General features: G+C 61.7%; 19 protein-coding genes and 1 pseudogene. 3 read left to right on the forward strand and 17 right to left on the reverse strand.

The window, feature by feature from the left end; translation table 11 throughout:
- Positions 1-111 precede the first annotated feature (111 nt).
- The 11 genes and pseudogenes from LJD17_RS15515 to LJD17_RS15565 form a co-directional block, all read right to left on the reverse strand.
- Positions 112-1,137, reverse strand: a complete 1,026-nt coding sequence (locus tag LJD17_RS15515) for a Gfo/Idh/MocA family protein (RefSeq protein ID WP_227385088.1) — start codon at positions 1,135-1,137, stop codon at positions 112-114.
- Positions 1,134-2,051, reverse strand: a complete 918-nt coding sequence (locus tag LJD17_RS15520; protein ID WP_227385216.1) for an MDR/zinc-dependent alcohol dehydrogenase-like family protein — start codon at positions 2,049-2,051, stop codon at positions 1,134-1,136. Before LJD17_RS15520 ends, LJD17_RS15515 begins: the two co-directional genes overlap by 4 nt.
- A 135-nt stretch (positions 2,052-2,186) precedes the next feature.
- Positions 2,187-3,221 (reverse strand): UDP-glucuronic acid decarboxylase family protein, encoded by a 1,035-nt coding sequence (locus LJD17_RS15525; protein WP_227385089.1) that lies wholly within the window; start codon positions 3,219-3,221, stop codon positions 2,187-2,189.
- A 98-nt stretch (positions 3,222-3,319) separates the two neighbouring features.
- Entirely contained in the window at positions 3,320-4,438 is a 1,119-nt protein-coding gene (locus LJD17_RS15530) for a CgeB family protein (RefSeq protein WP_227385090.1), read from the reverse strand.
- On the reverse strand, positions 4,435-5,529 hold the full coding sequence (locus LJD17_RS15535) for a CgeB family protein (protein WP_227385091.1): 1,095 nt from the start codon (positions 5,527-5,529) through the stop codon (positions 4,435-4,437). Before LJD17_RS15535 ends, LJD17_RS15530 begins: the two co-directional genes overlap by 4 nt.
- Positions 5,526-6,638, reverse strand: a complete 1,113-nt coding sequence (locus tag LJD17_RS15540; protein WP_227385092.1) for a CgeB family protein — start codon at positions 6,636-6,638, stop codon at positions 5,526-5,528. The genes LJD17_RS15535 and LJD17_RS15540 overlap by 4 nt, the downstream gene beginning before the upstream one ends.
- Positions 6,635-7,750 (reverse strand): glycosyltransferase family 4 protein, encoded by a 1,116-nt coding sequence (locus LJD17_RS15545; RefSeq protein WP_227385093.1) that lies wholly within the window; start codon positions 7,748-7,750, stop codon positions 6,635-6,637. Before LJD17_RS15545 ends, LJD17_RS15540 begins: the two co-directional genes overlap by 4 nt.
- 52 nt (positions 7,751-7,802) lie before the next feature.
- Positions 7,803-8,918: an SDR family NAD(P)-dependent oxidoreductase gene (locus tag LJD17_RS15550; RefSeq protein WP_227385094.1), complete on the reverse strand. Its 1,116-nt coding sequence runs from the start codon at positions 8,916-8,918 to the stop codon at positions 7,803-7,805.
- Positions 8,915-10,028: pseudogene (locus tag LJD17_RS15555) on the reverse strand (NAD-dependent epimerase/dehydratase family protein). Before LJD17_RS15555 ends, LJD17_RS15550 begins: the two are co-directional and overlap by 4 nt.
- A gap of 275 nt (positions 10,029-10,303) precedes the next feature.
- The gene (locus LJD17_RS15560; protein ID WP_227385095.1) at positions 10,304-11,056 is read right to left on the reverse strand and encodes a TIGR04290 family methyltransferase; all 753 of its coding nucleotides are present in this window, start codon (positions 11,054-11,056) and stop codon (positions 10,304-10,306) included.
- 55 nt (positions 11,057-11,111) lie between these two features.
- On the reverse strand, positions 11,112-13,175 hold the full coding sequence (locus LJD17_RS15565) for an NAD-dependent epimerase/dehydratase family protein (RefSeq protein ID WP_227385096.1): 2,064 nt from the start codon (positions 13,173-13,175) through the stop codon (positions 11,112-11,114).
- A gap of 785 nt (positions 13,176-13,960) precedes the next feature.
- Between LJD17_RS15565 and LJD17_RS15570 the strand changes: the two genes are divergently transcribed.
- Complete coding sequence (locus LJD17_RS15570) at positions 13,961-14,161, forward strand: hypothetical protein (RefSeq protein ID WP_227385097.1); 201 nt, start codon at positions 13,961-13,963, stop codon at positions 14,159-14,161.
- A gap of 77 nt (positions 14,162-14,238) precedes the next feature.
- Here LJD17_RS15570 and LJD17_RS15575 read toward each other — a convergent pair whose 3' ends face one another.
- Complete coding sequence (locus tag LJD17_RS15575; RefSeq protein ID WP_227385098.1) at positions 14,239-15,180, reverse strand: NADPH-dependent F420 reductase; 942 nt, start codon at positions 15,178-15,180, stop codon at positions 14,239-14,241.
- Positions 15,181-15,544: 364 nt separating this feature from the next.
- Between LJD17_RS15575 and LJD17_RS15580 the strand changes: the two genes are divergently transcribed.
- Positions 15,545-15,784, forward strand: coding sequence for a type 1 glutamine amidotransferase family protein (locus tag LJD17_RS15580; protein ID WP_227385099.1), 240 nt, complete (start codon positions 15,545-15,547; stop codon positions 15,782-15,784).
- The gene (locus LJD17_RS15585; protein WP_227385100.1) at positions 15,765-16,133 is read left to right on the forward strand and encodes a type 1 glutamine amidotransferase family protein; all 369 of its coding nucleotides are present in this window, start codon (positions 15,765-15,767) and stop codon (positions 16,131-16,133) included. Before LJD17_RS15580 ends, LJD17_RS15585 begins: the two co-directional genes overlap by 20 nt.
- A 189-nt stretch (positions 16,134-16,322) precedes the next feature.
- Here LJD17_RS15585 and LJD17_RS15590 read toward each other — a convergent pair whose 3' ends face one another.
- The 5 genes from LJD17_RS15590 to LJD17_RS15610 all read right to left on the reverse strand — a co-directional run bounded on the left by LJD17_RS15590 (position 16,323) and on the right by LJD17_RS15610 (position 21,705).
- Positions 16,323-17,420: an NADH:flavin oxidoreductase gene (locus LJD17_RS15590; protein ID WP_227385101.1), complete on the reverse strand. Its 1,098-nt coding sequence runs from the start codon at positions 17,418-17,420 to the stop codon at positions 16,323-16,325.
- A gap of 186 nt (positions 17,421-17,606) precedes the next feature.
- On the reverse strand, positions 17,607-18,437 hold the full coding sequence (locus tag LJD17_RS15595; RefSeq protein WP_227385102.1) for an SDR family NAD(P)-dependent oxidoreductase: 831 nt from the start codon (positions 18,435-18,437) through the stop codon (positions 17,607-17,609).
- On the reverse strand, positions 18,437-18,814 hold the full coding sequence (locus LJD17_RS15600) for a hypothetical protein (RefSeq protein ID WP_227385103.1): 378 nt from the start codon (positions 18,812-18,814) through the stop codon (positions 18,437-18,439). The genes LJD17_RS15595 and LJD17_RS15600 overlap by 1 nt, the downstream gene beginning before the upstream one ends.
- A gap of 62 nt (positions 18,815-18,876) precedes the next feature.
- On the reverse strand, positions 18,877-21,288 hold the full coding sequence (gene lon / locus LJD17_RS15605) for an endopeptidase La (RefSeq protein ID WP_227385104.1): 2,412 nt from the start codon (positions 21,286-21,288) through the stop codon (positions 18,877-18,879).
- Between the two features lie 12 nt (positions 21,289-21,300).
- On the reverse strand, positions 21,301-21,705 hold the full coding sequence (locus tag LJD17_RS15610) for an Hsp20/alpha crystallin family protein (RefSeq protein ID WP_227385105.1): 405 nt from the start codon (positions 21,703-21,705) through the stop codon (positions 21,301-21,303).
- Between the last annotated feature and the right edge of the window lie 236 nt (positions 21,706-21,941).

The raw sequence follows: 21,941 nt of genomic DNA on the forward strand, positions 1-21,941 counted from the left end.
TGTTCAGGCGACTATCTGCACCGTATGACGGACATGTATTCGGGCCGTGAGCGAAGGTCCCTCTGTTTCTCCGTGGCCGGGCAGCTTCGGAAGCCGGAAGTGCCAAGACCCTTACTGTTTATAAATTCGGTCTATGATCCTTGCTACATCGACAAAGCGTTCGGCCTCCGGGTCGAAACCCTCGCCTGCCGCAAGACGTGCCGCCCAATCCGCAGCCGCCCGCCCGCCCCAATCATCCGGAGGGGTCGCCAATGTTTCGCGGGATGTGCCGCGGTAGCGCTCCGCGATGAAATCGTAGAAGGAGCCGTTGACGTTGCGCAGCGACACGCCGCCATTTGGCCCATAGAACGTTGCGGATATAATTGCGTCGCACCCGGCATGAAGACGCCATGAGCAGGCCAACTGCACGGCTTCTCCCGTGTCGAGTTCCATGGTCGCGATTGCATAATCCTCCACTTGTCCGGGACGCTGCCGCAAGGGCTCTCCACCTGCGAACAGCCAGCTCGTGACGCTGGAAACTCGCGGGAAGCCCAAGCACCACAACGCAAGGTCGACAAGATGGACTCCGAGATCCATTACGCACCCGCCTCCTGACAAGGCGGGATCGTAGAACCACGACTTGTCCGGGCCATAGGCGTTGTGGAACACGAGATCAGCCGCATAAATCGGCCCAAGCTCGCCGGACCTGATGATGTGGCGGATGCGGCGCATGCCATCCGTGAACCGGTAGGAGAAATCTGTGGTGAGAAGCTGGTCCGCCGTCCGTGCGGCATCAACGACTGCCTGCACCTCCGATGCCGTACGGCCGAGGGGCTTCTGGCAGAACACAGCCACACCCCGCTCAAGGGCGTGAATGCACTGCTCGGCATGCAGCGCGCTCGGCGTTGCGATGACGACCCCGTCCAATTTCTCGTCGAGAAGCTCATCCAGACTCCGCATCAGACCGGCATCGGGTGCCAGACGCTTGGCCTCGACCGCCATCTCGGGTGAAGGATCGGCAATGGCGGCAACTTCGACGAGCCCCGTGCGAAGAATCGCCTGCATCCGGTGTCGGCCAATCCAGCCCACGCCGAGAAAACCCAGGCGGAGGCGCTTGATGGATGCCATGGGTGGAGTTCCATCGAGGGCTTGCGTCATGAGAACGTCACCAGAGCTTTCAGGAAGCCGTCTGGCCGATCGCGGGTTGCATTGAGAGCATCGTCCAACCGGTTCAGCGGAAAGGTATGAGTATAGAGGGAGCTGGGATCGAGGCGCCCGGATGCGACGGCATCCACCGCTTCGCGGATCCCGTCCATATAAACCTTCGGGTCGCGTTCATGAGCATTGATCACATCAAGCCCGCGCCAGTTCCAGAGCCACATGTTCACCTGTCTCGGACCATCTTGATGATAGCCGGCAACGACGAGCCTGCCACGCTCCCGCGTAAGCTCGGCCGCAAGGTCGAGCGGCCATTGCTTGCCTACCGCCTCGATGACGCGGTCACAGAAGATGCCACCCGTCAGGCCTTTCACCCGTTCGATGATACCATTGTGATCGTCCATCGGGATCGTTTCGGAAGCCCCCATCGCGCGAGCGATGTCCAGAGAGAAATCGCGCCGGGAGATGGCGATCACGCGTGCTCCCGCGTCGGTCGCAAGCCTGGTCAGAATCGCGCCGAGGAAGCCGATACCGATGATCGCGACAGTGTGGCCCGTCCTGATGTCGCTGCGGCGGAAGACGTTCATCGCACAACCCAGCGGCTCGCCTGGAAATGGCTGGCCGGCCAGCGCGTCGGGCAGGCGAACGACGGCGTCCGCTTCGGCGATATCGTATTGCGCATAGGACTTGTAGGAGAGCGCGGCGACTCTGTCGCCAACCGAGAGGCTCTCGACCTTCTCTCCGACCGCGTTGACGAAACCCCAGCCTTCATGGCCCAGGGAGCCCGGCTCCGTCGGGTAGCTCATCCATTCAGGTCCGGCCCATGGCGTCAGATTGGACGCGCAGACGCCGCATCCCTCCAGCCGAAGGCGCACTTGGCGAGGTCCCGGCTGAGGAAGGCTCACATCCACTATCTAGATCTGGCCCGGCCCGGTCAGCACGGCGGCCTTCATGGTCCCAGCGGCAGAACTCGTTCCGCCTATTGGTGCGCTTTCAGAGATCGTGTTTGTCAGCAGGGGATCTTCGCCGTTCATCATATGGTCGCTCGCTCAAGCCGGACTGGCCGGAACGGGCGGCTTGCTGGAGATGGGCGTGCGAACAGGCTTGTTTTCCCTCTCCTGCTCGCCAGAGAACCATTTGATCGTCTCGCGAAGGCCAGCATCAAGCGAAGTGCCAGGTGTCCAGTTCAGGAGCTGCTGCGCTCGTGAGATGTCTGGACGCCGACGGCGGGGATCATCCACGGGCAACGGTCTCGTCACGATCCGTGACTTGGAGCCTGTCATGGACAGGACGCACCTCGCAAGGTCGCCCACGGTTAGCTCCACCGGGTTTCCGAGGTTCACGGCTCCCGGGAATTTCCCCTCGTAACTCATCAGGCGCATGAAGCCGTCGATGAGGTCGGACACATAGCAGAACGAACGCGTCTGGCTTCCCTCCCCGTAGATCGTAATGTCGTCTCCGGCTAGCGCCTGACAAATCATGTTCGACACGACGCGCCCGTCGTCGGCGCGCATCCGGGGACCGTAGGTGTTGAAGATCCGCGCGACGCGCACATCGGCTCGTCCGGAGCGATCGAAGTCGAAGGTCAGTGTCTCGGCGGCCCGCTTGCCCTCGTCATAGCAGGCTCGAGGACCGGTTGGATTGACATGTCCCCAATAGCTTTCCTTCTGGGGATGAACCTCCGGGTCGCCATAGATCTCGCTGGTCGAGGCCAGGAAGAAGCGTGCACCGACGTCTTCCGAGAGCGTGAGGAGATTATGGGTACCTACGACGCTGGTCAGCATCGTGTGCTCGGGAGAGGCCTGATAATGCGGGGGAGAGGCCGCACAGGCCAGATTGAAAACCTGATCGAACTTCAGCTTCTTGAGCTTGAGAAGCTCTGACAAAGGACGAACGACGTCTCCCTCGACAAGATCGAACCGCGGCTCCCTCTCGAGATGACGGAGATTTTGCTTTCGGCCCGTGAGAAAACTGTCGAGAGCGACGACATGTGCACCTTCGCTTAGGAGAGCATCGCACAAGTGAGATCCGAGGAATCCTGCTCCGCCAGCGATAAGAACGAGTTTACTGTCGCCATTTCTCATGAAGGTGCTTTCCCTAATCAGGTGCGCAGGCGGACTGGAGCGGTACCTAAACAAACGTTGCAGCTTGACGTCAGGTCGAAGGCGCGATCAGAAGCTATTCATAAGGACGAAGCGCGAGTCTCCCTTACTGACAGGCGCTCCTCACGAAGCGACTGAATCGCTTGCATCAGATCGCATTCGAGGGAATGCGCGCGGTGGCCCGCCGTATGCTCTGCCAGAATCCGTTGCTGCGCCGCCTCCCCTATGGCCTCGGATTTGGCGGAGGGCCATGTATCGAGAACGCTGAGAACCTCCTCCGTGCTTCTTGCGAGAATGATCTCTTGTCCAGGCACCAGTAGCATTTCAAGGCCCTTCCAGATATCCGAGATGACAGGCGTGCCGGAGGCTGCTGCCTCGAAAATGCGGACACTTGGGCTGAAGCCTGCTTGGATCATGTCCGCTCGCGTGATGTTCAGAGTGAAGCGGCTCGCGGCATAGAAGGCCGGGTGCTCACTCGGCGGTACATGGTCGATCCGATCCACGTTTTTCGGCCACTGAATATCTGCGGGATATTGCGGCCCCGCCACGACAAACCGCAGATGTGGAGCATGGCGCGCTGTCTCTATCAGAAGTCCTTCGAGGGTCGGCTGCCGATCTGGGCTGTAGGTTCCGATATAGCTGAGATCCCACCGCTTCTCGCGGTCAAGCCTGGGATAAGCTTCGAGATCGACGGAGCAATACAGCGCTCGTGCGGCCGGGGAACCGTAGTGCCGCATCAGCAGATCGAGCGTTGGGCCACCCGTGAAGGAGAAATAGACGTCGTGGCCCGGAATAAGATCAGGACTGAGATATTCGTAATCCTCCCGTTCCAGCTTTGCGAGCGTCACGGGTGTGTCGATGTCGTAGAAAGCCACGGCGCCTCGTGCCCTATTCTGCACGAGGCGGCCGACCTCGCCCCCCTCGGGGACGTAGGAGCCAACGATGACGGCATCCGCCGCGGCAATCTCGTCCTGATACCGTTCAAGATCCCGCAGGTCGGAGTAGAATTCCAGGCGGCAGAACTCAGGTTTGAGAAGGTCTCGATGCGCCGCGTACCAGGGTACATCGCGCTCCAGGAAAAGCACGTTGTGCCCACGACGTGCGAACGCCTTCAGCAGTGCCCGAAAAGTGGTTGCGTGCCCGTTTCCCCACGACGAGGAAAGACTTAACCCGAGCACGACAACACGAAGAGAGGTCACGCGACGTTCCTTTCCCGCTTCTGGGCGGCATTCTCCCGCAGGATTGCATCCACTTCGGCACCGCGGCGCCTGTAGGTATGGTCGGTCAGGATCCTGGCTCGCGCGGCGTTGCCGATGCACTTGGCCCGTTCCGGCGTCAGCGATTCCACATGGCAGGCGACGTCCCTGCCGTCCCGGGCGACAAGCACCTCCTCACCTTCCTTCAGGAAGAGATCGAGGCCCACCCATGCGTCGGTAATGAGGCAGGCGCCGGCACCCGCCGCCTCGAAGACGCGGGTGGCGGGCGAGAAACCCATCGAGGCCATGGAATCCCGAGCGATGTTAAGGACCGCCAGGGGACTCGCGTTGAAGGCGTTGTGATCGCGCGTATAGACGTGCCCGATGTGACGGACATTGGGCGGCATGCCCTTCGTCTCCCAGCCATTGCCGCCGATGATGAAGCGACGCTTCGGCAGACGCGCTGCTGGCTCCAGGAAGAACTGCTCCACGCGGGCCTCCCGGTCCGGGAGGCGGTTGCCGAGAAACGAAAGGTCGGCCTCGAACCGATCATCCGCCGGAACCGGATGATGGGTCGAGGGATCGAGAGCATTGTAGATCGGCACACAGCGGCGAGCTCCGAAGCCCTCATAAGCATCAACCACGGGCGATCCACCGCCATATGTCAGGACCAGATCGAGGGACGGCATCGTCCGGCGCAACGGATGGTCCGGATGAGCCTGCAACTCGGCTAGGGTCGCTGGTGCATCCACGTCCCAGAAGATGCGGATCGCATCCGGCCGTGAGGCTGCAACGACGCCGTCCAGCAATTCGTCGTCGAAGACGCCCACCCCGGAAGCCTTGACCACAATATCGGCTTGGGCCGCCTCTGCGATGACGTCGCGCAACGCCTCCTCCGTGGCGGGATAGACCTTCACCCTGGCCCAGTCTGGTGGCGCGATGTCCCGATGGTTCTGACGGTCGAATGCATCGGGTTCATAGAACGTGATGCTGTACCCGCGCCGCGACAGATCATTTAGGAGCCCACGATAATAGGTGGCCGCCCCGTTCCAGTAGGACGATAGAAGACTGGAGCCGTAGAAGGCGATCTTCATGCACTGATCTCCATCGACGCTGCGGAACTGCACGAGGCAAGAATGTCGAGAAGCTGGTCAACTCGGTGGGCGCAGGAATGACGGCCGCGAATGGCGGCAATTCCGTTTCTAATGAGGGATGCTCTGAGCGCAGGATCGTGGCGGACATCCGTGAGGTGACTCTCCATCTGCGCCTCATCCTGTGCCAGGAGATAATCCGTGCCGGGGTTAAATAGATTTTCGGAGTCGCGCCATGGGGCGGACACGAGAGGAATGCCGCAAGCCAGGGCCTCGAAGATGCGGATGGTAGGAATACCCGGAAGCATGTCCACGTAGAACCTGCGCGGGACATGGACCGTTGCGAGATAGCGCGCGAAAACCTCCGGCACGCGTGCGTTGGGCAGCCAGCCATGATAGGTCACGCCATAGCGGTCCAGCATGGCCAGGGCATGGTCCGGATAGCGAACGCCATAGATCTCAAGCGGCAGTCCCACCGTCCGCGCCGGCCTGAAGAGGAAGCTCTCCAGCTCGGTGCTTCGCTCGTCGTCCCCCCAGTTGCCAATCCAGACGAGTCCCTGCCGTTCCGTTTCCTCCAGAGGCGGATGAAAAAGGCGTGTATCGGCGGCCTCGTGCCAAACATAAACTCGACCGCGCCAGCCCCAGTGGCGATAGACTTCGGCCAAGGTCTCGCCGAAGGCCAACACTCCATCATAACCATCGAGATCGAACTTGCGGATGGCATCGGGGTCGCTGATCGCGCGGTGATGGGTGTCATGGAAGAGCAGTGTGAAGGCCCCTCCCCCACTCCGCACCTTGCCGACGGCCGCGACCAGCCAAGGCTCGTTCCATTCGTGGACGATCACCACATCCGCATCCGTCAGCATCGCCTCCAAATCAGCTTCTGCAGAGATGGTGCGAGAGTCGAGATCGGGATATAGACGCCGATAGGCTTCCAATCCTGCTTCTCCGTGATCCTTCAGTAGGTTTTCCAAGCTCCACGCCCCCTCGGGCTCATAGGCAACGACATCGTAGTCCCGGCTCTTGAGTTCACGCAGAACCCCCCGAAGAAAATGGGCGTTGCCGTGGTTCCAGCAGGAGGTGAGTGAGTGCGTGAAGTAAACGAACCTCATGCGGCGTCCTCGACCGAGGATATGTCTCGTTTGAAACTAACCAGAGAGCGATAGACGTGGAGCATCTTCATGCTCATGGCCTCGAGGGTGTAGGCCTGCGCAGTCTTTTGGGCTCTGCGGCCAAGGCGATCACGCTCGTGCCGGTTCTGTGCAAGATGTGTGATTGTTTGCGCGAGCGTTTTGTCGTCTCCCGGCGGGACGAAAAGAGCGGCGGAGCCCCACAACTCGCGGAAGGTCGGGATATCGGACAGGATGAGACTACAGCCTGCCTGCGCAGCCTCGAGAACCGCGAGACCGAAGGGCTCGTATCGGGCCGTGGAGACGAAGATCGGCCTCTGGCCGAGATATCGTGCAACCTCGGCGTCCGTAAGGCGCCCAGGAGCCTGGACGTGGCTTGCTGCAACCTGCGCCCCATTAGGTCCCTGGAGAGGACCTGCTGCCATTACCGGAATCGCGATGCGTTCCGCCGCCCGGTCGAGGGTGGCCAGATCCTTGCCCTCGTCCCACAGCCGCCCGGCCGTGAAAGCGAAGGGTTCGAGAGTCTGCTCTCCGGTGGACTGGACAAACCGCCGTCCATTGTGGATGACCAAAGGAGGGGTTTTGAGCGCGTAGGTCGTTGCCGTCGCATGGGCGAAGGCGGCGCTCGGCGCCAGGAGCCTGTCAGCCGCCTGGTAGCCCTTTCGAACGAGATCGGTCTGCCAGACGAACTCATCCGGCAGTCGGCCGGTCCGCACCGCCTGCCACCAGGTGGCGACGCAGGAATGGCAGACCGCTACCACCGGGGCCGGGAATGCTGCGGCGGCGGCAAGCGCAGGGTTGTTGAGGTGGACGATATCAGGCGAGGTCAGCGCCGCTAGGCGGGCGATGCACTCTCCTGCTTTGAGCACCTCGTCCGGGCTCGAAGCGGTCCAATCCAGCGGCAAATCCGTCGAAACGAGCCGAATACCGGCCGCGTCCGCCAAGATCTGCTGATCCGGCGACGGCCCAAGAATCGCGAGAACGGCTTCGACCCCGTGCGGACGCAGACCCTCGGCCAGGTCCAGAGCGTATTGCCAGACACCGCCCACGGTATCGGCGGTCATGAATACACGAAGACGTGAGGCCTCTTTCACGGGCAAAGATCCTCTGGCCGACCAAGACCCTTGCAGATGTCGCAGCTGCTCCTCATGACATCGACTCCTCAATCTGGCGATGCGGGTTCTGCCGCGAGGCAGCCGTCAAGCTTCGCTCCTCCTGCAGCCACTGGGCAAGCGCTGCGACGCCCTGGCGCCAGGGCGTCGGCGCTTTCAATCCGAGTTCGCGAGAAGCAAGGCGGGTGTCGGAGACGTAATAGCGCTGATCCCCTGCCCTCCAGTCAGAATAGTTCGTCTCTACGGGCTGTTCGATAATAGCCTGAATATGAGCGAGAAGTTGCTTCAGGCTGATTGCATTCTCTGGACCGCCTCCGAGATTGAACGCGCGACCTTGAACAGTGCTGATCTTCCTCCATGCCTGTACATAGGCTTCAACCGCATCCGAAATGTCGAGCACGTCCCGGACTTTGCAGCCATCGCCGTAAATGGAAATGGGCTCGCGGTTGAGTGTGCGGATGAGAAAGTGCGCGACCCAGCCCTGATCTTCCGTTCCCATCTGCCTCTGGCCATAGATGCAGCTCATGCGGAAGACGCAGGTGGGAATGCCGAACGAGCGAGCATAGTCGAGAACGTATTGATCGGCAGCGCCTTTCGAGCAGCCATATGGAGTATGAAAGTTGAGAGAGCGAGTCTCGCAGATTCCCGTAGCGCGGATTGCCCGGTCGTGCGGCAGATAAGCGTCCTTCGTCTTGTCGAGAACGATATCTGCGAGGTCGCCGTAGACCTTGTTGGTAGAGGCGAAGATCAGGGGAACGGAGTCGCTGCTACGCCGGAGCGCGTCGAGCAGATTCAGAGTTCCGCGGATGTTGACCTCGAAATCCTCCCGGGGATCAACAAGGCCTGTCGTCACGGCCACCTGGGCAGCCATATGGAACACCGCCTGGGCCTCGCTGGTCGCGTCGGCCACAGCAGACTCATCGCGTACGTCACCAATGATGGCGGAGATCTTGTCGGGATGCCGTTTCCGAAGCCAGTCAAGATTACGCTCGACGCCCGGACGGGCGAGCAGGTCGAAGACGAGAACGTCATGGCCCTCGCGGGCGAAGCGGTCTGCAAGGTTGGAGCCGATGAAGCCGGCACCTCCGGTCACGAGGATTGGACGGCATCCTAGAATGGCTGGCGCTCCGGGATATCCATTACCCTTCATGCTACGAGACCTCTGGCTTCAAGCTCCCTGCGAGCCTCATAGACGAGGTCCGTTGCCTCCTGCTTTGCAACCCATCTGGCCAGTTCGGCGAGCCCATTCCGAAAAATCCTTGCGGGGCGCGTATCCGAGTTCCTGCTGGATCTTGGAGATATCTGCGATACAGTGGCGGATGTCACCGAGGCGGGCCTTGCAGGTTATCTCGGGTTTCATGGACCTGTTCATGGCCTCGCTCAGGAGTTCGGCGACTTCAGTCACCGTCCGATCCCGCCCACTGCCGACATTATACACGCCGCCGGAAGCCTTCTCGTGCTCAAGAGCCAGAAGGAAGGCTTGCGCGACGTCCTCCACATGAACGAAATCGCGACGCTGCTCGCCATCTTCGAAGATCATCGGTGGCTGACCGTTGTGCAGCCGTGAAGCGAAGATCGCGAGAACGCCCGTGTAGGGATTCGACAAGGCCTGGCCCGGACCGTAGGCATTCCACAGCCTGAGCGCCACGCCCTCCATGCCGTAGGCTGGCGCGAGACTCAGGGTCAGGCTCTCTTGGACATATTTCGAGATGGCGTATACGGAGGCCAGAGCGGGACGCTTCCACTCCGGCGTCGGCACCGGAACCATCGGCCGCCCCTGTTCGTCGCGTGGATCCCAGGGCTATTCCTCGCTCTTACGGGGCGTACGGACCACATCCTCCCGAATACGCCCACTCGCATCCCGGTAGAGCCCCTCGCCATAGACACTCATAGACGAGGCGACGACGACCCGCTTGACCGGATTGTGGATCAATTGCTGGAACAGAACGGCCGTGCCGTAATCGTTCACGGAAACGTAGCGCTCTACGGCGTACATGCTCTGCCCGACGCCGACCTCGGCTGCAAGATGAACGACCTTCGTGGCACCTTTCAAAGCCCTTAGGAGAGCCGTTTCGTCCCTCACGTCGCCGACGACAACCTCAACTTCAGGATCGAGCGCATCAGCCTTGAGCTTTTTGCCATGGACCTGCTCAATGAGGCTGTCGAGAACGCGGACCTTGTGCCCGCGCTCCAGACAAGCTCGCGCAACGTATCGACCAATGAAGCCTGCACCACCTGTAATGAGGATCGTGTCCGCCACGGGACGCCTCCGGTTCGTCGCTTTACACCACACAATATTCAGAGAAGAAGCAGTGCAGCGTCCAAATATGACCTGCAGCGAAAAGGAAAGCGCTTTCGAATTATCCGCTCAGCAAGCCACAAGCTTGACCCTTCTTACTAAAACTCCATATCATGCTGTTTGTTCCTCGGACCACTGAGATCGGCACGCCATACAAATGACAATGATCATGATGTGGCAACGAAAAAAGCCCGGACGAAGCTCAGGCCGACATCAGGCCCTGAGAGGGCTCTGTATCACGCATCGAAGGATATCCTCGGCGGAGGCTCCACCATCGCTGGACGCTCTTCTCGATGACACAAGTACACTTCGTCGTCGGTCTGTCCTACGATCCTGAAGCCGGCGCTGCGCAGCATCGCCTCCATGCCTGACCGGTTCGGCACCCACCAATTAGTTGGATCCTCGGCATAGTTGTGTTCAATAAACACCATTCGTGGGTAGCCCTCTTGCTCGAATATCGCCTGCTCCTCGAAAGGATAGTTCGAAGCGACTTCGGGAACATGCGTGTTGCCACGCAGCATGGACTGGCAGAGAAGCTGATCGCCCACGACGTGCTCATGAATGAGATCCAACGCAAGCAAGGGGTGACGCAGGTGATAGAGCACGCCCATAAAGATAACGAAATCGAAGCGTTGCCTCAAAGCGCCAATCTCGTAGACGGACAACTGACGGAAGGAAATATCAAGACCGGAGGCTTCAGCGGCGAGGCGCGCCTGAGCGAGACAACGAGGATCCGAATCTACGCCAACCACCAGATCAGCCCGTCGCCTCTTCATCTCAAGGGAATAGAAGCCTCCATTGCAGCCGATATCGAGAACGGTCCGGCCCCGCAAATCCTCCGGAACGAGATGGCGAAACCCCTTCCACTTGAACGAGGGATAGTCTCCCAGGAAGTGATCCGGGGCAGTTTGTATGCCATTCAGTTCAATATTGTGAAACCAAGGAGCAAGCGCTTTGATGCGCTGTTCGAGATCAGCAGGGTGGGACATGCAAGAACCTCTTGCTCATGAACGGTGAGAAGCGTTGACCGCAGTTCGCTCAATGTCATTCGGCAGCTTGCGCATTGGCTCGCTTGGATGGATTCGCGAACTTGAACTTCTCTCTTGCCGCAGGGATGGGACCCAAACAGTCGCGCAGCCAGTCATGATGACTTACCAACCCGTCCCGCCAGCCGATCCTCGCCTCCCACCCTAAAGCGTTGTTCAGCTTGCGCGTATCGGCCACAAAATAGGCCGTATCGCCCGGTTTCCGTTCACGGAAATCGACATCGAGCCGACAGCCCAGACGCATTTCGATCTCGTTTAGAACCTCCCGCAAGCTGACGGCATTTCGGGGGCCACCACCAAGGTTGAAGGCGTGTCCGTTCACCCTACTGATCGAGGCTTGTGCCGATCGATATGCTGCAACGGCATCGCTCACATGCAGCAGATCACGAACCTGCTTTCCATCGCCATACAGCGTGACGGTTTCACCGTGTAGCGCCTGAATCAGAATGCGCGTGAGCCAATCTGCATTCTCGGCATTCGTTTTCCGTGAGCCATAGGTGCTGCTCATTCGCATGACGACGGCCGGCAAGCCGTAGGACCGAGCGTAAGCCAGCACATATTGCTCCGCGAAGCCACGTGAGCAGCCATAGGGCGTGCAAGGATTGAGAGACCGCGTTTCATCGATGCCCCATTCTGCAACCGTCCGATCGGCAGGATGATAGCGATCATTCCCTTCCAGCAGAGGGAGGTCGAGGAGTTCCCCATAAACCTTGGAAGTTGAGGCGAAAATCGTCGGAATAGGCTTCTTCGTGCGCCGGATGGCCTCGAGCACGTTAAGTGTGCCGCGCGCATGCACATCGAAGTCATTCTCAGGCCGGATCAGACCCGCAGCGACGTTAGCCTGAGCCGCGAGATGGAAGACCGAATCCGCCGCCTGCAGGACTTCCCGTAGAGTCGCTTCGTCGAGTACATCGCCAATTGTTGTGTGCACTCGATCTCCGTGCCGGTCTTTGAGCCATTGGAGATTTCGCTCTCCTCCAGCCTGGCTGAGATTATCGAGGACAACTACATCCCGCCCATCGGTAAGGAAACTGTCAGCGAGGTTGCAGCCGATGAAGCCGGCGCCTCCGATGATGACGATCGGTTCGGCAGGCTTCATGATCCTGGATGCCGACAAGGAGAGAATATCGGCAACCTGAGCAGGACACCCCTCCATCAGAAGGCGTCCCAGGAGCTTGGGCGCCCCCTCGGCATCGACGACGCCCATGTGATAGTGGCGGTCGTCGAAGCGCAGCCCCTCCTGCACCGCAACATCGCCCGCGATGTCCTGCCAGCTATACCAGTAGAGCCGGTCGGCAGGCGCCTCCAGTGCCGTCAGGAACGAAGCGGCCTGCACGGCCTCGTCCCTTCGCCAAGTAGAATAACCGGCCTCGGTGATCCAGATTTCGGCGGACGGATTATAGGTGTCGAGGATGTCCCTCGTGCTGGCGATCTGACGATCCCAGCCATCCCAGTTAGCCGCCTCGCTGTCCCACGTTCCTGGAAAGCCGTGCAACCCGACGGCCGACATGACGTCCAGGACGCCGCGCTCACCCATGAGGCGGAGCCAGTTGGTGTCGAACGGGCAAGGTCCGCCCAGAATCGTCCGAAAGCCACGCTCCTGGGCCCAGTAACCGGCAGCGCCGATCATTTCGCAGAACAGATGCCAGTCTGGATCGACTCGCCAGTCCCAATCGAGAAGATTGTTCGGCTCGTTCCACAATTTCACGGCATCCACGTGGCTGCCGTAACGGGTCAGCGCGTGGTCGATGAAGTCTGCATAATCGAGAAGACGGTGCGGCGGCCCTGCGGAAGTTCCCGTCCGCGATACGGAGGGCGGCGTGTAATGAATGCAGGGTAAAAGTACGAAATGCCGGCTGATCCTCGGCAGGAGCCAATCATACCAGTCCTGGCCGCCAGAGGAGTGATACTCTGCCCATGATAGATGGGTTCGAACATACCGGGCGCCCGTGCGTCTCATCGCTTCCAGGGCTTGCTCTGTCCGCTCGTACTCTCCGGGTCGGAACCATTCGGCGAAACCGAAAGTCTTCTGGGTCCTTAGGGAGAGTGGCGGCCCATTCATGATGCACCGCCTCGCCGCATTTGTTCACGATCCCTCAAGGACTCGAGAATTCTCCACCGATAGCCCTTCATGCTCGGGGACAAGACGAAAGCCCATGCGGCAGCCTTCAAGTCATCTGCGGTAGAGCGCACCCTCACGACTCCAGCAGCCTGGATAAGAGCCCAGTCACGGACAACTTGGCGTGATCAAGTTTGTTCCTGACGTCAATCGCAAGCGTGACGGAAGCCAGTTCGCCAGAACAGATGACGAGGGTCTTCACCGGAGCTCCTCGTCTTGACCGAGTAGGCTGCGACCGGATCGGCTCACGCGCCGACGAACGTTGAGCAAATGGAAGAACTGAATGCGTGACTTCGCAAGCCATCATCCCGTCTGCATCACGGCATAATGAACGATGCTGGTGCAGGTGCAGGTGTCAACGGGAATACATTCCACGATAGCCTCCTTCTCAAGCAGACCTCGACTTCGTGACAGGATTGCATCGGGACCCTCAGCCGCGGGGGAATGCCCTTCTTGACCCAGGCAGGATGGGGGCTGATATAGCGAACGGAGTTCCGGCTCGACGCTTCAGAGCAAGGGTGATGAACGTTCGGACCTGTTCGGGGCCGGAAGAACTCTCGCGAGAAAACTCTTCTGGGATCTGTTTGAAGCGGCCATAGCGACCTACGCTGGCGCGCGGGCCGTCGCCGAGATCACCACCGCTTTGCTCTCGGTTGGGGCCGGTGCCGTCGTCGTGAAGCAGGCTACCCCGGCATCATGACGATCAGGCCAGTCCTCGCGGCTGATGTTTGCCGGCATTCTCGCCGATCCGGTACAGCGGAAAGCTATGGCTGCATCAGGGCCATCTGCTGCGCCTGATCGATGCCCTAGAACGTCAATGGCAAGCTGAGCATGAAGCATCAGGTTTTACTGCCCACGATCCTTACGCGGCACGATTGCTCGACCTTGTCGATCTTCTGGGCAGCGCCTACCGGCTCGCGAAAGCATAGGGGCCGAACCGAACGACATAGCGGCACCCTCTCGTGAAAGCAGACAGCGGAGTTTGCTGTCTTAGGAGTCTGCAGTCTTACTTGGCGCGCCAGTCCGGCGTGCGCTCCCGGTGGGCTTCGGACAGGGCGCGAGGGACGCCCTCGGCATCATGGTCGGTTCCGTATACTGGCGTTCCCGGCTGCTGCCGCCAGGACTCGTCCAGTCCTCCGGCATCGATGCCGTCAAACCCGAGTTCGTCGACGAGTTGAAGCACGACGGCCTTGGCCTTCGGATCGTCCCCTGCAACCGGCAGCGCAATACGGCCGGGGGCGCCTCGCGGCTGACCCCGCTCGAGCAGGTGCCGGGCATAGATGTTGTTGAACGCCTTGATCACCGGCCGGCCCAGTTGCCGCTCGACCCAGCGGCTTTCGGGCATGCCATTCTCGATTTCCTCGATGCGACCATCACGCTGCTGCGGATAGTAGTTGCCGGTGTCGATGACGACGACGTCAGGGCCGACGCTGTCGAATAATCCCGCTGGCAGATCGGGGATGTTCTTTTCCGGAATCGTGATGACGATGAGATTTTTGTCGCGGACTGCCTCCGCAACCGGAACGGCCTTGGCGCCGGTCTCCTGCGCCAAGGAAGCAAGCGTCTCGGGTCCGCGGGAGTTAGCCACAGAGATCTCGTGCCCGAGCGTGGTGAGGCGACGGGTCAGGTTGCCGCCGATATTGCCTGCGCCGATGATGCCGATCTTCATGTCTGCCTCCTTTGAGCTGCGGTTCTCCGGCCTGTGCGGGTTCGCGCGAAGGCAAACTCGCTGCGTCTGGCAGAAGTCACAGACCCAACTTAGAGCGAGATCCTTTGCTGCACATCGTTCTGGACGATGAAACCGACGCTCTGGGCCACGTCCAGGAAACCACCCTTCGCAAGGTGCGCTTTTGAAACGTGAACGGCACCACAGCTTTGGTCTCGGATATGCCAGGAGCGGCCATGGGCATTCATTCGGATCTGCGGTCACTTTGTCGGCCCACAACATGCCCAAATGAAAAAGCCCAGGCTCCGGGGCGAACGGACAGGATGCCTTCGCATCTCCGCCTCGCGCACTACGGGCCTGGGCTGATGGGGTATCAGACGGGCGCTCGCATCGTCAGGCGAGCACAGGAACAAACCGGGCCGGAGTACATCCGTCCTGACACGGCCTCATCGACACTGGCGGTGACGCCCGCCGCCTCGATGTCCACATACGATGTCCGCTGGGTATCCCTGATGTGGGGATTGAAACCCAATTCGCAAGACCCATCGGGGCGGGGCGGACTAAGCAGTGGACTTTCCTCCGTCCGGTCAGAATATCCCCCGCAGCTTCGAGTTGACGGCGTAACGCCTCCACCGGAAGAACCGCCATGCCCGCTCCCAACGTGCTCGTTGTCGCCACCTCGCATGATCAGATGGGATCCACTGGCCACCGCACCGGCGTCTGGCTGGAGGAACTCGCCGCGCCCTACTACGCTCTGCTCGACGGAGGTGCGCAGGTCACGCTCGTGTCCATCAAGGGCGACGCGACCCCATGGGACCCTCGCAGCCTGCCGGCTGAGGCTGGCGCAGGCCCGGGGGCATGGGCCGATGTGGGACGCGGCCAATGACGAGACGCTGGCTCGGGTCATCGGTTCGATGTTTGATCAGGGCAAGGTTGTCGCTGCGGTCTGCCATGGTCCAGCCGGGCTGGTAAAGGTCAAGCGGCAGGATCGACGACCTATCGTCGATGGTCGCCGGGTGAGCGCCTTCACGAACACCGAAGAGGAGGCGGTCGGGCTGACTGCCGTGGTGCCCTTCCTGCTGGAGGACCAGCACAAGGAGATTGGAGGCCGCTTCGAGCGAGGGCCGGACTGGCATCCCTTTGCGGTGCAGGATGGCAACCTGAACGACGACCCTGATGCTCGTCGGAGCGACAAGCACGGTCGGCGGGGCCGTCCTGCGGCAGGCGCAGCGTGATGCCCGGGTGAGCCGGGTCTTCGCCCCGATCCGTCGACCGCTGCTGCCCCATGCGAAGCTCGAAATCCCGCTGGTCGATTTCGAGCACCTGATCGCCGGTCTCCCAGTTCGCTCTGCCCTTTGAGCCATTTGGACGAACAGAGCGGCTGCCCGATGCCCGCAGACGTGCGGGTGCGAAATGGTCAATGCTCAGTGGAGGGTCGCAAGAGCCTCTCGCGTGAAGTCGCGCAGCTGCTCACTGCGGTTCTCGCGGATCTTCGTTGGCCATTGCGGATCGGACAGGATCGCCCGGCCGACCGCCACCAGATCGAAGTCGCCTCGCCCGAACCGGCGCAACAGCTCATCCAGTGAGCTGGGATGCGAACTCTCGCCCTGGAAGGCAGCGATGAACTCGCCCGACAGGCCCACTGATCCAACCGTGATGGTTGCCTTGCCGGTCAGCTTCTTGGCCCAGCCAGCAAAGTTCAGGTCCGAACCCTCGAACTCCGGCTGCCAGAAGCGCCGCTGCGAGCAGTGGAAGGTGTCCACCCCGGCCTCTGCCAGTGGGGTGAGCCAGGCCTCCATCTCCTCCGGCGTCTTGGCAAGCTTGACGGCAAAGTCCTGCTGCTTCCATTGCGACAGCCGCAGGATCACGACGAAATCCTCGCCGACAGCCTCACGGACCGCCTTCACCACCGCAACGGCAAAGCGGTTGCGCTCGAGCAGGGTTGCCCCGCCCCATGCATCGGTGCGCTTGTTCAGGCCGGCCCAAAGGAACTGATCGATCAAGTACCCGTGAGCCCCGTGGATCTCGACAGCATCGAAGCCCAGCCGCTTGGCATCGCCTGCGGCGCGGCCGAAGGCGGCGATTGTCTCGGCGATATCGCTGTCAGACATTTCCACGCCAGTTCGCTCACCAGGCATCACGTACCCGGACGGGCCCTCGAACGGCGCCGGAGACTGCCAACCCGAGGCGTGCGGATGCATGACACCCATGTGCCAGATCTGCGGCGCCATGGCGCCTCCGGCCGCATGTACCTCGTCAATGACCCGCTTCCAGCCCTCCAGCGCCTGTTCACCATAGAAATGCGGCACGTTGGGATCGTTCGACGAGGCTGGTCTGTCAATCACCGTGCCCTCGGACACGATCAGTCCAACCTCCCCGGCCCGTCGGCTGTAATAGGCCGCAACGTCCGGTGTCGGGATCCCGTTCGGCGAGAACGACCGCGTCATGGGTGCCATGACGATGCGGTTCTTCAGCTTGAGAGATTTGAGGCTGAACGGTTGGAAAAGAGTTTGCACATCCATGGCGACTCTCCAATTTTTTCGACGACCGGAACGCATCTGACATCGAGTACCCTTGCTTAGGCTGCTTGGGTTCTGACCATGATGGAACAACTGTCCTCTGGCCTGGGCGCCAACTCGATGATCTTGCAAAAGATGTATCGTCTTTCGGGTCAGCACCGCAGTGCCACTCTGCTTGATGAGAACAGCCTATGGCGGATCCCATCCAGCCTCTTCCATGGCGGCCTCTGCGGCCGCGGCACCATCGAGATCAGAACGCCATCGGTTGGCGACTAGTCGTCGGCCGATCACCCCATCAGCCTCGGTCGAGGCGAGCCACAGCAGCGGCGGAATGACGATGTCGGGATCGAGCAGGTGCCCACGCACAGCGTCGGAGACGTCTGGCGGGATCATGCCGGTCAGCGTGGCGCCGCCCGGTAGCAGCGCATTGACGGTCACGCCCGTTCCAGCGAGATCCTGTGCCCAGATGACGGTCTCGGATTCGAGTGCGGCTTTCGACGGGCCATAGGGCGAGAAGCCGCGGCGGCGCATGGTCTCGTGGTTCATCGAAATGTTGATAATCCGGCCCCAGCCCGCCTGGAGCATGCTCGGCACGGCAGCCCGGGTCATCAGGAATGGCCCGTTCACATTCGTATCGATCACCATCCGCCAGGTTTCAGGCGCAACCTCCCAGAACCGGGTAGGCTCAGTAAGGAATGCCTCACTGACATACTTCATGCCCCGCCCGGCGTTGTTCACGAGAACATCCAGACGCTCAAACCGCGCGAGAGCAGCCTCGACGGTTCGGACACAGTCCTCCTCTCGGGTCACGTCAGCTGTGAGCGGAAGGACCCGGTCCGCACAGCCCATTGCCTGGGCCTCGTGTGCCACCTGCTCGACCTCCGCTTGCTCGCGCGCGGCGGTCGCAACAACGCTGGCGCCGGCACGAACGAGGCCGAGAACCATGGAGCGGCCGAGGCCGCGTCCACCTCCCGTGACAATGGCTACTTTGCCCGCCAGCTGTTCGGAGATTGTCGTCATCAAGCCGATCCTGGCTGTGAGAGCGCTGATGCACGTTGATCCGAAGCTCGGATCATTGGTCCCCTCCCCCCATCCACCGATTGGTCAGGCAATTGGCCGCCAACCAGCGCCAGCCAGATTTTGTTCCCGAAGAGCTTCCTGTCACCAGCGTGGCCCCGATGCCAAGGGTCGTTCACCAATGGTCCGATCAGACGAAGCAACTCCTGCTGTTCCAGACCGCGCCCGGAGCCCAGGAATGTCCCAATCTCGATCTGGGCCACATGGCCTCCCGACGCCAAGTTGGCTTCGTGCTGCACGAAGACCTCCCCAGACGCATCCCGGATCAGATACCACCGGTCACCATTGGGGCAGCAATAGAGCTTTCGTGCTTTCGCCATGCGTGGCCTCTCGCCTGGAGCGGGCCAACACAGGAGGGTGCCCGATGTCCGGCAAGCCACGGCTACTCGGCAGCATCCGGCACATTCGTCGGCTTGTCCTCCAGGGCAGACGCGATGGCGTCATCGACCCGCTCCAGCCAAATGAAGTCGAGCCGGGCCCGCGTATCCTCGGGAACGTCCTCGAAGTCGCGCCGGTTGCGGGCCGGGAGCATGACCCGGGTCAGCCCCGCTCGCGCGGCCGCCGTGACCTTTTCCTTGATTCCGCCCACCGGCAGCACAAGCCCGCGCAGGCTGATCTCCCCCGTCATGGCCGTGTCGCTGCGCACCGTCCGGCCCGTCAGAAGCGAGACCAGCGCCGTGAACATGGCCACGCCCGCACTTGGGCCATCCTTCGGAGTGGCTCCCGCGGGAACGTGGATGTGGATGTCGCTCTTCTCGAACAGGGTCGGATCGATGCCGAATGAGGCGGCGCGGCTCTTCACCAGGGTCATCGCCGCCTGTGCGCTCTCACGCATGACGTCGCCGAGCTGCCCCGTGAGGATAAGGCCGCCTTTGCCTGGCGCGCGGCTGGCCTCGATGAACAGGATATCGCCACCCACCGGCGTCCACGCCAATCCCGTGGCGACTCCGGGCACGCTGGTGCGCATCGCCACCTCGTCCTCAAAGCGCGCCGGACCGAGGATTGCGGCGAGATCCCCGGCGTCGATGCGCACGTGCTCGGCGCTGCCCTCGGCGATCCGCACGGCGGCGTGGCGCAGTGCCCGGCCGATCTCGCGCTCCAGGTTCCGGACGCCGGCTTCGCGGGTGTAATCCCCGATGATCCGGCGCAAGGCCTCGTCGCTGATCTCGACCTGGTCGGCCGTAAGCCCGTTCGCCTCCAGCTGCCGCCGAACCAGGTAGCGCCGGGCGATCTGAAGCTTCTCGTCCTCTGTATAGCCAGCCAGGGTGATGATCTCCATGCGGTCGCGCAGGGGACCCGGAACGGTGTCGAGCATGTTGGCGGTGGCGATGAACACCACGCGCGAGAGGTCGAACGGAACGCCCAGATAGTTGTCGCGGAAGGCGGCATTCTGCTCAGGGTCCAGTACCTCCAGCATGGCCGCGGAGGGATCGCCCTGGACGCCGCGTCCCATCTTGTCGATCTCGTCCAGCATCATCACGCAATCGCGCGCGCCAGCCTTCCTGATCGCCTGGATGATGTTGCCCGGCAAAGCGCCCACATAAGTGCGCCGATGGCCGCGGATCTCCGCCTCGTCGTGGACGCCGCCGAGGCTGACCCGCACGAAGGGCCGCCCCATGGCGCGGGCGATCGACTGTCCAAGGGACGTCTTGCCGACGCCGGGCGGGCCGGCAAAGCACAGGATCGGCGCCTTGCCGTTCGGGGCGAGCTTGCGCACGGCGAGGTACTCGATGATGCGCTGCTTGATCTTCTCAAGCCCGAAATGGTCCTCGTCGAGAATGCGGCGCGCCTCCATGATATCGATGGGTTTCTCCTCGGGCAGCGCCCAGGGCAGTTCGACGAGCCAATCGAGGTAGGTCCGGATCATCCCGGCCTCCATGGCGCCTTCCGGCATGCGCTCGTAGCGGTGCAGCTCGCGGCGGGCCTGCTCCTCAACCTCCGGCGGCATGGCGGCTTTCGCGATCTTCTCGGTGAGTTCCTGGACCTCCTGGCCGCGCCCGTCGCCCTCGCCCAGCTGGCGCTGGATCGCCGCCATCTGCTCGCGCAGGATCACCTCGCGCTGGCGCTCGTCGAGGGTGGCCCGGGTCTGACGGCCGATCTCCTGCGTCAGGCGCAGGACCTCGATCCGTTCGGCCAGCAGGCGGGCGACCTTGTCGAGCCGCGTGGTCAGATCGATGGTTTCCAGAAGCTCCTGCTTCTGGTCGGCACTGACATCGAGATAAGCCGCAACGAGGTCAGCCAAAGTCCCGGGCGTGGTGGCGGCCTGCACCGTTCCAACAAGCTCCTGTGGCACCTGCGGCAGGAGCTGCAGCGCCTCAAGTGCCTGCTGCCGGAGGTGAAGAAAGCGGGCCTCGATATCCGGTGTCAGGATTCCCGGCTCCTCGACCGGGAGAACCCGCGCCACAATGAACGGCCGCTCCTTCATGAACTCGGTGACCCGGAAGCGCCGCTCGCCCTGGAGAACGACATGGTGCGTGCCGTCAGGCGCATTCACATAGCGCAGGATGTTGGCGACGGTGCCCGTTCTGTGCAGATCGACCGCGGCCGGGTCGGCCAGCTCCGCGTCCCGCTGCATCAGGAGGCCGATCTGACGCTCCTCCCTCACCGCCTGCTGGGCCGCAGCGATGGAGCGCTCACGGCCGAGCGCTATGGGGAACACGGTTCCAGGGAACAGGACCGTGTTGCGCACGGGTACGATGAGAAAACCATCCTGCGGAACAGCATTCGCGGGGTTGTACGAACCAGGGCTTGTGCCGTCCTCGGCTGCGCGTAGGAGATCATGTGAAGCGATCATGACGGATGCTCCTCAGGGCGCTTTGCGGAGGCTGACAACCAGGCACCCGTCTCCGGCGGCACGCCGGACGGCGTCATAGTGGCCCGGCGGCAGGGGAATGCGCCGCTCGAACCGGCCCTGCGGCAGCTCCAGCCGGTGGATCACGGCGGTGCGCAGTTGCGGCGGCAGAACGCGGCGGCCGGCGACCACGAGGGTTCCGTCCTCGATCACAGTCTCGACCTGGTCCGGTGCCACGCCGGGCAGAGCAATGAGGATGAGAACCTCCTGCTCGGTCTCAAGCACGTCGACGGGGGGTTCCCAGGCGGGTCGGCGGGTTGCCGAGGGCGGCTGGAACATCTGCCGGTGCAGGCGCTCGGCGCGGGCAAGGGCCTCAATCGCTTCCGAGAGCATCCAGTCTGCCGGATCTCGCATGGCCACTTATACCTTAGCTTGTGGTCCAGCGCCCGGTGTCTGTTCATCCGCGTCAGAGTCGCGGACGCTCCGGGAACAAGACCGATTGGAGCATGCAGCTTCATCAATGCATCGGCAGACCGTTTGGTTCGTAATTGCGAAACGAATGTATCGATATCGATGTCACGGGCATGCTACCGATGGAGGCGTTCGCTTTGAAGGCCAACCGATGCGGCAGCAGGCGTCGATATCGCGGGGCCGAT

Origin of the sequence: Microvirga rosea, from assembly GCF_020595095.1 — a bacterium.
GTDB lineage: Bacteria > Pseudomonadota > Alphaproteobacteria > Rhizobiales > Beijerinckiaceae > Microvirga > Microvirga rosea.